The organism is Bradyrhizobium sp. USDA 3256, from assembly GCF_054058275.1.
The window spans coordinates 989,256-1,001,614 of the sequence record NZ_JBSSAE010000002.1; the positions used below are offsets into that span (position 1 = coordinate 989,256).

10 protein-coding genes are annotated in these 12,359 nt (G+C 58.6%); 7 read left to right on the top strand and 3 right to left on the bottom strand.

Features of this window, described 5'->3' with window-relative positions; all coding sequences use genetic code 11:
• Positions 1-11 precede the first annotated feature (11 nt).
• From ACVWY5_RS06280 to ACVWY5_RS06300, 5 genes are all read left to right on the top strand, one after another.
• Entirely contained in the window at positions 12-1,124 is a 1,113-nt protein-coding gene (locus tag ACVWY5_RS06280) for a nodulation protein NodZ (RefSeq protein ID WP_321177120.1), read from the top strand.
• Entirely contained in the window at positions 1,121-1,327 is a 207-nt protein-coding gene (locus ACVWY5_RS06285) for a hypothetical protein (RefSeq protein ID WP_321177119.1), read from the top strand. The genes ACVWY5_RS06280 and ACVWY5_RS06285 overlap by 4 nt, the downstream gene beginning before the upstream one ends.
• A gap of 611 nt (positions 1,328-1,938) precedes the next feature.
• On the top strand, positions 1,939-2,775 hold the full coding sequence (locus tag ACVWY5_RS06290; RefSeq protein ID WP_028337425.1) for an SDR family NAD(P)-dependent oxidoreductase: 837 nt from the start codon (positions 1,939-1,941) through the stop codon (positions 2,773-2,775).
• Positions 2,776-2,957: 182 nt separating this feature from the next.
• Complete coding sequence (nifA, locus tag ACVWY5_RS06295; protein ID WP_038377939.1) at positions 2,958-4,781, top strand: nif-specific transcriptional activator NifA; 1,824 nt, start codon at positions 2,958-2,960, stop codon at positions 4,779-4,781.
• Between the two features lie 207 nt (positions 4,782-4,988).
• Positions 4,989-5,216, top strand: coding sequence for a hypothetical protein (locus ACVWY5_RS06300; RefSeq protein ID WP_456671655.1), 228 nt, complete (start codon positions 4,989-4,991; stop codon positions 5,214-5,216).
• Between the two features lie 19 nt (positions 5,217-5,235).
• On the opposite strand, the gene ACVWY5_RS06305 is transcribed toward ACVWY5_RS06300, so the two are convergent.
• Entirely contained in the window at positions 5,236-5,706 is a 471-nt protein-coding gene (locus tag ACVWY5_RS06305; protein WP_456671656.1) for a hypothetical protein, read from the bottom strand.
• Between the two features lie 107 nt (positions 5,707-5,813).
• On the opposite strand from ACVWY5_RS06305, the gene ACVWY5_RS06310 reads away from it, so the two are divergent.
• The gene (locus ACVWY5_RS06310; protein WP_028337428.1) at positions 5,814-6,656 is read left to right on the top strand and encodes an electron transfer flavoprotein subunit beta/FixA family protein; all 843 of its coding nucleotides are present in this window, start codon (positions 5,814-5,816) and stop codon (positions 6,654-6,656) included.
• Between the two features lie 630 nt (positions 6,657-7,286).
• On the opposite strand, the gene ACVWY5_RS06315 is transcribed toward ACVWY5_RS06310, so the two are convergent.
• Complete coding sequence (locus ACVWY5_RS06315; RefSeq protein WP_028337429.1) at positions 7,287-8,603, bottom strand: DUF3422 family protein; 1,317 nt, start codon at positions 8,601-8,603, stop codon at positions 7,287-7,289.
• Positions 8,604-9,294: 691 nt separating this feature from the next.
• On the opposite strand from ACVWY5_RS06315, the gene ACVWY5_RS06320 reads away from it, so the two are divergent.
• Positions 9,295-9,654: a hypothetical protein gene (locus ACVWY5_RS06320; RefSeq protein ID WP_321177117.1), complete on the top strand. Its 360-nt coding sequence runs from the start codon at positions 9,295-9,297 to the stop codon at positions 9,652-9,654.
• 1,097 nt (positions 9,655-10,751) lie between these two features.
• On the opposite strand, the gene tcuC is transcribed toward ACVWY5_RS06320, so the two are convergent.
• Positions 10,752-12,263 (bottom strand): MFS transporter, encoded by a 1,512-nt coding sequence (tcuC, locus tag ACVWY5_RS06325; protein WP_321177116.1) that lies wholly within the window; start codon positions 12,261-12,263, stop codon positions 10,752-10,754.
• Positions 12,264-12,359 lie beyond the last annotated feature (96 nt).

Here is a 12,359-nt window from a genome sequence, read left to right on the forward strand (position 1 = left end):
GATAGCGCTGCATGAAGTTCTACCGACGCAACTCGCGAGCAGCACAAGCGCCGACCATAACATCGGCGGAGATCAAATATGAGGTGTCTCCAATGACGTCTCTTGTTCAACCAGGAGCCCGGAAGGAGGCAATGCAGATGCGTGGTGGTTCAAAAAATGATCGGTTCGTTGTTTCCCGACGACGTACGGGATTGGGCGACTGTCTGTGGTCGCTGGCGGCAGCTTGGCGTTTTGCGCAGCGGACCAGACGGAACCTGGTCATCGATTGGCGCGGGTCCTGTTATCTCGATCAACCATTCGCCAACGCCTTTCCGGTCTTTTTCGAACCACTTCAAGCCATTGCTGGCGTACCGGTGATCTGCGACGACCAGATCAATCAGCGTTCATTTCCGGGACCATTCTTCCCGGCATGGTGGAATAGGCCTACCATTGATTGCGCCTATCGGCCCGACGAGCAGATTTTCCGGGAACGCGACGAGCTCGATCAACTGTTCCAAAGCGAGCAAGATAGCGATGCAAACACGGTTGTGTGTGACGCCTGCCTGATGTGGCGCTGCGATGAGGAGGCTGAACGTGAGATCTTTCGGAGCATCAAGCCGCGACCCGAAGTGCAGGCACGGATTGATGCCATCTTCGGGGAGCACTTTGAACCGTACAGCGTGATCGGCATTCATATTCGGCACGGCAACGGCGAGGATATTATGGGGCATGCACCCTACTGGGCTGATACGGAGCGCGCCTTGCAACAGGTCTGTAATGCCATCGACAAGGCCAAGGCGTTACCGCATGCGAAACCTGTCAGGCCTTTCCTGTGCACGGATAGCGCGCTCGTCCTTGAGAAGGTGTCGGCTATGTTTCCCGATGTTTTCACGATCCCAAAGCGCTTCCAGGCGCCTCAGGCCGGACCGTTGCACAGTGCGGCGCTCGGAGCCGGGGGCGGCGTTTCCGCCCTCATCGAGATGTATCTCCTTGCGCGATGCGACACTGTGATCCGTTTCCCCCCGACGAGCGCTTTTACGCGTTATGCGCGCCTCTTTGCGCCACGCGTTATAGAGTTCGATTTGAATGATCCGAGCCGTCTGATCTTGATTGAGGAAACCTCACAAGAGCTCGTGGCTTCATGACAGTCGTAACCCGTCTCATCGACCGGGTGGCCGCTTTTTGCATCGAGCAGTACTGCCACTATGTTTCCGGGCGGCAATTGGTTGCCCAAACCCACGCTTCAACGCGCCCTTGCACTGAAGAAAAGCAAGATACGGCGGCGGAATGCGATCCGCTGAAGCTCGAGCGCGACAAGAGTGGCCTTAACGTATTGCCACCGCGCTAAACGGGTGAAGATCGTCCTCGGCTTTGCCTCGCATGCACCGGGAGTGAAAGTTTCGCGGTGGCTGATCGTGGTTTTAGGTTTCGAAAGCTTCTACGTTGAGCCGGCGAGTTCCGTTGCGGCGGCCGGTCACTCGCTCGCGCGGGCTGACTCATTCGGGATCGATGATCTTGGGCTGGACATTCGGTGTGCCAGTTTGTGATCCTGTAACCCATCGGCGCGGCGATGTGCTGCGATGAGGTCGGTATCAGTTGCGGCAAAAACCTAACGGGCGGAGCGGGTACATGAGGTTTCGATCGCATCGACGCGGCTAGCTGGGCGGCTTCGTCAGCCTGACCAATCGGGTCTCGGCGATGGACGCTGTTCATCCGCTCGCCCCTTCGGTTGCGCGATTATGAGGGTGCGGCTTGGTGTCCGATGTTACCAAGTTGGCTGCCGGGATTGTGTAGGTGATACATCGTCGCTGTCGCAAAGCACACGCAACATGTCTCGAATCCGCCAAGCGTTTGGCGTGCGCGACATTAGGACGCAAAACCGGAGCGCCTTTGCGTGCATCGCGGTGGCCCGATTCCTGCTACGCGTTCACCAGCGGCGCTACAGGAGAGGAGGCGGGCGTGGGTCTCGATCAGCCGAATGACGATCTGGTCGGAGGTCCGCCGCCCCAGACACACTTGGGTTGTCCCTTTCACCCCGATAAAGCTCGTGTCCATCGGGGAGAACAGAAGGCGATGCTGCTGACTGGGGCATCGCGCGGAATTGGTCATGCCACTGCCAAGCTGTTTTCGGAAGCGGGCTGGCGCATCATTTCCTGCGCGCGCCAACCGTTCGACGGCGAGCGGTGCCCGTGGGAGTCCGGCCGCGAGGATCATGTCCAGGTCGACCTCAGCAATCATCGAATGCTGCCGCGCCTGATCACCGAGGTCAAGAAACGCCTGGCTGGTGCACCTCTGCACGCGCTAGTGAACAATGCCGGCATCTCGCCGAAAACACCCGATGGTGACCGGCTGACGTCGTTGACGACGTCAACGGAAATCTGGATGAGGGTGTTCCATCTGAATCTGGTGGCCCCGATTCTGCTGGCGAAGGGTTTATTTGACGAGCTAAGGGCCGCGTCAGGATCGATTGTCAACGTGACGTCGATCGCGGGTTCGCGGGTGCACCCGTTTGCCGGCAGCGCCTATGCGACGTCGAAAGCTGCGCTTGCGAGTCTTACACGCGAAATGGCCCACGATTATGCGCCGCATGGCATTCGCGTGAACGCGATCGCGCCCGGCGAGATCAGAACGGACATGGTGTCGCCCGATACAGAGGCGCGTCTTGTGCCAACTATCCCGCTGCGTAGAGTGGGAACCCCCGATGAAGTGGCTGAGGTCATCTACTTCCTATGTTCGGATGCCGCAAGCTACGTGACGGGGGCCGAGGTGCCGATCAATGGTGGGCAACATCTGTGAATCGAGCAAGCCTGGCAACACGGCTGACTTGAGTTTCAGCGCTCGAGCTTGTGTTCTAGGCTGACGTCGCGCACCTATTCCGAAAACGTGAAATCAAGGACTGTAAGGTTACCTTCGTGCCATGAAAAGGTGTTACGCTTCTATGTCATCTCGTCAACTCGTGGCGCTGAATCGAGCATGACATGCAAAACGAAGCTCGCAAACCCGAACAAGGTGCCAGGGAGGATGATCAAAATAACGGAGACCGCCTTATGCTGCATATCGCTTCCGCACGCGAAAGACCTGCCTCTGACCCAGAGACGGAACGCGAGCTCTCGGGCGAGCCGCTGCGCGAAAGCGCGCTGACCGGTATCTTCGAAATATCGAAAATACTTACTGCTCCTTGCCGCCTCGAGGTCACGCTGGCGAACGTCGTGAGTCTTCTGCAATCGTTTGTGCAGATGCGACACGGTATCGTCTCACTGTTCGACGATGACGGGATGCCGGACATTACCGTGGGCGCGGGTTGGAGCGAAGGGAGCGACGAGCACTACCGGATGCGCCTGCCGCGGAAGGCGGTCGACCAGATCGTCGCGACCGATAGGCCTCTTGTCGCCGAGAACGTGGCAGCGGAGCCGGCATTCAGCGCAGCTGATCTGGAAGTGCTCGGCGCCTCAGATAATATGCCAGTGTCCTTCATCGGAGTTCCGATCCGCATTGATCCGAACGTCGTGGGTACGCTGACCATCGACCGTGTCCGCGACGAGAGGTCGAGTCTCCGGCTCGATTACGACGCGCGGCTGCTCGCCATGATCGCCAACCTGGTAGGACAGACAGTGAGGCTGCATCGCTTGTTCGCCTGCGACCGCGAGCGACTGATGGCGGAGAAGGACCGTCTGCAAAAGCAGTTATTCGAGCTTAGGCAGCCTACACGGGAACGTAAGAAGCTGCCCGTCCATGGGATCATTGGCGACAGCCCGGCGCTGCGCGGGCTGCTCGAGAAGATCGCAGTCGTAGCCAAATCGAACAGCACGGTTCTGCTGCGCGGCGAATCCGGTACCGGAAAGGAACTTGTAGCCAAGGCCATTCACGAATCATCCTCCCGCGCCAAGCGGCCCTTCATTAAGCTGAATTGTGCGGCACTGCCCGAGACAGTGCTGGAGTCCGAATTGTTCGGTCATGAGAAAGGTGCCTTTACCGGCGCCTTCAGCTCGCGCAAGGGGCGTTTCGAGCTTGCTGACAAAGGCACGCTGTTTCTTGACGAGATCGGCGAGATCTCGGCCCCGTTCCAGGCGAAGTTGCTGCGAGTCCTGCAGGAGCAGGAGTTCGAACGGGTCGGCAGCAATCAGACCATAAAGGTCGATGTTCGAGTCATAGCCGCGACCAACAAGAACCTTGAAGAGGCTGTGGCAAGAAGCGAGTTTCGCGCAGATCTTTACTATCGCATCAGCGTTGTTCCCTTGCTGCTGCCACCGCTGCGCGAAAGACGCAGCGATATCCCGCTGCTTGCCGGCGAGTTCCTGAGGAATTTCAACAGCGTGAACGGCCGTACGTTGACCTTGGAGGCGAGTGCGATCGATGTGCTGATGAACTGCGGCTTTCCGGGCAATGTGCGCGAGCTCGAAAACTGCATCGAGCGCACAGCGACCCTGTCGGCCGGGCCCTCGATCGTGAGAAGTGACTTCGCATGTTGCCATGGTCAGTGCCTTTCCGCGATGCTGTGGAAAAGTACGTCCGAGGAAGCGACCGTCCAACCGGCACCGACCGTGCCAGCGCCCGCCAAGCCGATCACTTCGCTGTCTGAAGCGACCGCGCCGGTCCCGCCTGCTGGTAGCGAGCTGGCCCCGCTGGTGCCTCCCGGCACAGTCCTCGTAAGTGGCGCGAAGATGGCCGATCGCGAGCGGGTCATCGCGGCCATGGAAAAATCTGGCTGGGTGCAGGCAAAAGCAGCGCGCTTGCTCGGACTAACGCCGCGTCAGATTGGCTACGCGCTGAGGAAGTACGGAATCGAGATCAAGCGGTTCTGAACGCACGCACTTACAAGAGGACGATGGGTTTCGGGACATCGTGGTCAAGCCGTGGGAAACGCGCAGTGTGACCGCTGGCACCGTTCAGCCTGAACTGCAGGGCGTGCCCGACGGTATTGCGGGCGCGCGCTCGGTGGCGTTCCACCGCCGCCATTGCCGGGTAGCAACGGGCTGCCGATCCAGTTCGTCATCGGCACGACGGGTTCGTTGAACGAGCTCGATGAGGTCGCCGGAGATTCATGGCGGACGCGCTCAAGACGCGGACAGTTCATCTTTCTCGACAACGAATTCAAGATCGACAAGTCGAGGAGAACGGTCATGTTCGACCGCGGCAAGACCGGCGATCTCGGGCTGAACATGAGCGATGTCGGCGGTTCGCTGGCGACCATGCTCGGCGGCAACGTCGAGTATTTCAGCCTGGACGGCCACTCCTAGAAGCAATCCCGCCGGTCCGTCAGAAGGACCGCCTCACGACCGCGCAGCTCCTGACCCACGAGATCCGCACCAGCAACAACATGATGCGGCCGATGGCGACGGTCGCCCATCCGGAGAACAACACCGTGCCGTAGGCGATCAACCATTTCCGATGCGCGCGACTTTGAAGAACCTCGCCCAGCCGCTTCCGGCCGGTTAGTCGGTCAACTACGCAGACGCCTCCCGGCAGCTCGAGAAGGAATCGGGCGGCTTCATTACCACCTTCTTGTTCGCGTTCGCGTTCGCGTTGATCATCATCTAACTTTCGCTCGCCCCACGGTACAACAGCTTCGTTTGATACCGCGATGTCGCTGGTCGGCGCGCTGATCTTAACGTCTGTCGCAAGTGATCCTGTCGCCACTCGGCTGGCATGCCCAGCGGAATAGCGCTGTCGCAGCTCCGACGCGTGTCGGTATTCGTTCGTCCGGAACGTCGAACGAGATGAGTGCATCGGCTCCATCTAAGGCATTGTAGTAACGAGATAATTCAGAGAATTGGGTGCGATGGTACAACACTTGCTGTTCTCTTCGCAGCTGTCGCAACTTTTGGAGCAACTCCGTGCACAATGTCGTCTGCATCAAACAGGTTCCCGATTCTGCGCAGATCCGCGTGCACCCGGTGACCAATACGATCATGCGTCAGGGCGTGCCGACGATTATCAACCCATATGACCTCTTCGCGCTCGAGGCTGCGCTGGAGCTGCGCCATCAGTTCGGCGGCGAAATAACCGTATTGACAATGGGGCCGCAATCGGCAGAAGACTCCTTGCGGAAAACACTGACCTATGGCGCCGATCGCGCCGTACTGCTCACCGATCGCTGTTTTGCGGGCTCCGACACCCTGGCCACGACCTACGCACTGGCAACAGCCATCCGAAAAATCGGTAAGGAATATGGCCCGCCAGACCTTATCTTTACCGGCAAGCAGACCATCGACGGGGATACCGCGCAGGTTGGTCCCGGCATCGCAAAGCGGCTGGGCGTGCTGCAGCTGACTTACGTCGCCAAGGTCAGATCCCTCGACCTGGCCGCACGTACGATTGAAGCGGAGCGACGCTCCGAAGGTGGTGTTCAGGTTTTGCACACGAGGCTGCCCTGTCTCATCACCATGCTAGAGGCGACCAACCAGATACGGCGGGGCGCGATGGCGGATGCCCTGCGTGCCGCGCGTGCACCAATCGTGAAATGGAACGCACACGATGCCGGCGTCGAGGACGTCTCCAAATGCGGTCTTAAGGGCTCGCCGACCGTCGTCAAGCGAGTGTTTGCTCCCTCTGCGCGGGCCGAAAAAGCGGCGCTTGTTGAGGCCGCCGAACAACCAGCGCAAGCCTTGATTGAAGCCATCTTTAAGCATCAACCGAATCTCGAAACCGATCTTGCGGCACTAGCCCGCGAGGCTTGACCTGAAGAGTCCTTACGATCCCGAACCGAGCGCCCACCCGTGTTCGATAGGCATGTCGTGGTTAGGGAGCTGCCATCATTAGGTCGTTTTGCCACCAATGTAAGATCGCCAACGAAAACATGGGCAGCGTCGATCTTTGAAAACCATTTCAACAACGGTGGTTACCCGCCACGCCCTGCGTATCGCTATCGACTTCAAGTCAATAAGATTCGTCGATCGAGGCATCCGCGGCGACGATCTCGCATCGTCTTTTTGGCGAGCACTCATCGTCCTGTGACCGCTGGCTACATCGTCGGATAAGCAATATTATTCTCCGCTTAAATTGCGGAGAAAAGGTCAAATCTCCGCACCACAAGTATCCCGAACTAAGAGTGTCCCAGGCGCTCGGCATGCCGGTCGTCCGCTCCCCGATCGCCCTAATTCCTTAACTTGACGGTGCCGATCAAGGAGATCTGTCGCGCTATCGGTCGTGTCGCGAGCCTCCGGCTGATCGTTTGTGCGACATCCTCTGTTTCCATATCGGCAACTCGTAAGCCGGACTTGCGCGTTATTGGCACGAGCACACGCCTGGCGGCGACGCTTGAGGATGAACGTCGTGAAGCCCTGTCGTCCAATCACTTCAATGGGCGCTTACTCGCCCGTTACGGATGGCTCGTCGCGATGCCTGAGGTGTCGCTTCCGTGTATTGTAACTGACCAGCCAGATAACCCCGACTGCGATCGGCACGCACGCTGCGGTTAGATAAGAGGGTTCTACACGAAGTCCGACATCGTGAGCTCCCTTGGCAAGGTAGCCGAACAGGCTGACCACATAATATCCTATCGCCGCGACCGACAATCCCTCTACCGTGCACTGCAGCCGAAGCTGCTGTCCAGTGCGTTCATTGATCGCGTGCAATAGGTCACGATTCTGCCGTTCGATTTCAACGTCGACACGGGTTCGCAAAAGATCCGCGGCACGCGCCAGCTTAACCGAAAGGGTTACCTCACGATCCTTGGTCGTCTCGCAAGTCCGCATCGCGGGCGCCATCCGGCGCGCCAGGAACAACGACCAGGTCGGATAATCCGCGATCTCACTGCCCTCGATGATGGAGAGTCGGGATTGGACCAACTCGTAATAAGCTCTGCTGGCGTCGAAGCGAAACAAGCTTCCGGTCGCGCCACGCTCGAAAGAGGCAGCCAATGCGGTCAGTTCCGCAAGCAGATGGTTGTTGAGCTTCAATCCCTCCGCGCCTTGCATTTCGTCGAGCACCTCACCAAGACGTCTATCGATACGATCGACGAATGGACCGAGCTCGAGAGCGACCGATAGACCAAGCAGCGCCAACGGACGATAGGTCTCGACTTCAAGGAGCCGTTGCACAAGTGCTCCAAGATTATGGGGCGTCAACCCGAGGTCGCAGACAAGAATTTTGGTGAAACCGTCTTCGTCCACGCGAAAATCAGAGGCCATAACACTTGCTCCGCCTTTTATGCGGACCATGGCGAGGCTGCTCTTGTCGAAAAGTTGTTCGGCGCGTTTCAATGGGGAGGCGTTCTGCTCTACATCCAGCTTGATTGCGACCAGTAATTGTCCTTCCTGCCGCAAGGCGCGCATCAAGGAGTGAACGGCGCCTTGGGCGTCCTCCGTCTGACGAGCGAACGGACTCTGTGCTATCCAGGTGAAGGTTGCGAATTCGGCATGCTGCTCCCAGCGAAGCACAACGGGTCCGATGTTGATTTGGTGATGTTTCGCCGAGAGCTGCGGATGTGGAAGGTCGCGCTCTCGACAAAATGCGACGAAGCCGCGGCGAATGCTTGCAGCCGCATCGCCCTTCGCAAGAAATGCGAAGTGGACCACCTTAAATGGCGGAACAAGCTGCATAAAGGGGCGCGCGTGTACTTCATTGAGCACAGCATCCCGCTGCGGATGTAGTTTGAAACTTCGAAGGTCCAGCTTATCGAGCACGTGTGAGCACCTCGTCTCAGAATTGCCACGCAATTGTCTGCGTCGCCGCGAGCGGCGATGGTGTTGACTGTAAGGATCTGTTCGCGCAGGCACCCAATGGTGTCGTGGCGAAAAGCGACCCGAGCCGCTCTCAATTCGCCGAAAGCAGTGTCAAACGCGACTGGCTGCCACCGGGTCCGCACGAACATCACTCGGCATCGATGTGTTGGGGCACATTAGCCGTGATGCGTAGAGCCGCCTCCCAGAACGACTCCCGAGCGGCGTGGCCGAGGCACCTACGATTTCCACTCTTTCGTCTCCGTGAAGTTGCTAATCGCCGTCGCCGGCTCTGCACCGGTAGCTGCATCGTCGCTTGATGGATCAAAAGCGTAAACGTGGCCCTCGTCTTGCCGCTCATCTTCTCGCATATGGACGCGATGCAGAATCTGGGCCAGCACGGAAGTAGCGGAAGGGTCGAGTTCTTGCGTGGAGTGACCGTTGAAACTGCCAGCGGGGATTTCTGAAGGAAAGCGCTTACATTCGTGCCACCCTCACGTCTGGGGTTTTTGGAACTGAAGCCCCAACGGCTGGAATCCGATTCTCATTGCGAACCGGCCAGCTCGCGCTTCTTTGGGCTCGGCCTCTGTGACGGCCGAGACTAGCTCTCTTCGTCAGAAGGCCTCGGTGATCGCGGAACGCTGACAGGACTGTCGTGCTTGATCCTGCGGCGCCATCGACCGCTGCGCATCCGCCTTCAGCGCATGGAAATCCCCTGCGATATCAATTATCGCCTGTGGCGGAGCCGATCTGGATCCGACACAAGGCCGCCCTGCAGCCCGGTCAAGTGCCCACCTTGCCGGCGATGAACGCCGAGCATTCCATGCGCTCGGTTAGCATGGGAAAATGCATTGTATTGTTCGGGGACGGCCAAGGCGGCCGAGAGCTCGCGGTTCAGGCTTTGCTCACGGCAAAACTTCATGAATTTGACCGGCAGGTCTATCTGACCAATGTACTGAGCGAGCGCATTGAGTCCGAGCAGAATGGCGCACCATCGCACCAGGTTGTCTCGTGAGCGCGCGTCATCATAAGGTAGCATCTCGATGACGTCAGCGGCGATGCTGCTTGCGGACCTCAAGCGATGGCGCCAGGCTCACGACAATCGAGATCTGCCGCCATGAGCATTCCCATGCTCGACGGCTGTGCTGCTGTGACCGTACCCGGACCGGCGTCGATCGACTAGATTTGCGGCTACTCGCGATCGATGCCGAAGCTTTCAACCATGGCAGCACCCCGCAGTTCGCCGCGCTATCGGCTGTCCCGCTGCGCCGCAATGATATCAGCAACGCCCCCTCGACTGCGCCCGATCGGTTCAGGCCGGTGTAGAGGCGAGAAGTTGATGGTGATTTCGATCCGAGCACCTGGTGCCAGGGGTTCTATGCCGCGACGCAGGTCAAGCTGTCGGTGTGGGCGCGGAGCTGGACGCCGGCAACGTCAATCAGGGCCTGTCGCCGCCCATGCTCCTCCATAGCTGCGGCATAGAGCCGTCCAGAGCGCCACAGGGCGGTCGCGAGACCGAGCGGCCAGTCGAGGCCTGACGTCGATCTTCAATGCCGATCAGCTGCGCACGCTGATCATCGCCTGACGTGGTAATTCATACCGCTTACTCGTAAGTCTTCAGACGCGCAATCGCATCACGTGTCTGGTTTCCGACAATGTCGAACATGCAGCTGCATAGGGCTAATTGACGTTGGCTCTATGGGACGCCGGCGCTTCCACATTTGAAACTTGCACGCGCCGCGATCGTCCCATTTGGCTTCTCGATCTCTGTTTTGATAGGGCGTTGACCTTGACATTGTGGTCGCGGAGTGTCTCGAGGCCTTCGAGAGCGCCGGTCAAGTGCGTGCGCAACATGTAGCCGGGCCCGCGATCTACGCATTCTGTCGGCTTCTCATTTGCCCGCCAATCATCTTGTTCCGCAAACTGTGTTACGGCCTCGATCAACGCGCGGAACCGGCCAAGCCCACCAAGCGCGTCGACAAGAGGCTGCGTATCCGTGTCCAGCTCGCAACACTGCGCAGGCGTATGCTCGTCGTTCGCAAGCCGCCGAGGCCAGTCGCGACGTTTGGTTGTAATGAACGATGGGGACCATGTCGGGTTACGGTCAGTATCCTAGCGCGATGCAGCTTGCGCGCCTAAGGCGGTGTCGGACGGCTCAGAGCGCGAAGGCTTCTCGGCCCTCGATGGCTTGGCGGTCCCTCGATAGATGGCGAGTGCCGCTATGATGCCAAGCGCGGCTGCAATCATCAGCCAAAACCCGGGTGAAGCCTTGTCATTAGTCCGTTCAATGAGCCAAGTCGAAGCGAGTGGCGTAAAGGTGCCAAATAGAGCTGCCGCGAGCGCGAAGGCCAGGGAGAAGCATGTTGTGCGCACATGTGCAGGCACAATCTCAACGAGAGCCCCGAGCATAGTTCCGCTATAGATGCCGAAATAGAACGAGAACATCATCGCCACGGCCAGCATCTTACCGAAAGTGGGTGCGCTCACCAGCCAACTTAAAGCCAGATAGGCGGTCATCAACGCTAGGGTCGCAATGCCGAGCAGAACCGGTTTGCGGCCGATACGGTCGGAAACGGCGCCGCCAATTGGATTCCAGATGAAGTTGGTCGCGGCGACCAAGAGCGTCACCAAGAGCGCGTCCTGGGTGGACAGCTTCAAGACGGTCTTGCCAAACGTGGGCGTGTAGACCGTAACGAAATAGAAGGTCGTTGTGGTCAGGATCGCCATCATCATCCCGAGAACGATGGTGCGCCAGTTGATTAGCGCCGAGGCAAAGATTTCGCGGGCCGTGGGATGCTTCTTCATCGCCAGAAATTCGGGGGTTTCCTCGAGCGTTCGACGAAGGAAGAATATTAACGGGATGATAAGGCAGCCGAGAAAGAAAGGAATGCGCCAACCCCAGGAGGCGACAGTTTCGACTGGCATCGATGCGTTCAGGAGGTAACCCAGGATTGCCGCGACAAAGATAGCGACCTGCTGGCTGGACGACTGAAACGAGGTATAGAAACCACGATTGCCTGGGGTTGCGATCTCCGCCAGATAGACCGAAACGCCGCCGACCTCGACACCGGCGGAAAAACCCTGCAACAACCGTCCGGCTAGAACGATGATCGGGGCGGCAATACCGATTGTCGCATAATCGGGACAGAAGGCGATAATCACGGTGCCAATCGCCATGATCGATAGCGTGATGATCAGGCCTTGGCGACGGCCGATCTTGTCGATATAGGCGCCCAGCACGATTGCGCCCACCGGACGCATTAAGGCGCCCAGCCAGAACGCGCCAAAGGTGTTGAGCAATGAGGCGGTTTCGTTCTCTGACGGGAAGAAGGCGTTCCCAATCGCGCTGGCGTAAAAGCCAAATAAGAAAAGGTCGAACTGCTCAAGGAAATTCCCGCTGGTCGCACGCAGGATCGCGTTGATGCGCGATTTGACCGTCGACCGTCGCGTGCTGAATGAACGTTTGTGACACCGCGAGTTTCCTTCCCGTCTGAAATGGCCGGTTGCGGAAAAACCTCGCGGCCAGCCCAAGGCAATCAGGCCGTGACTTTCTCTTAGAGACAGACATTGCCGACAACCGGAAGGCGCCTCATCTTTTCGGCTTATTTTCGGCGACAGCGCCATTGGTGCACAGAATCTGGGGATTTGTTTGACAACCAAGAGCGTTCCTCTACGTCAATCGCCGCAAGCCCGCTCTTGAGATGAAATTTGGCCGATGGG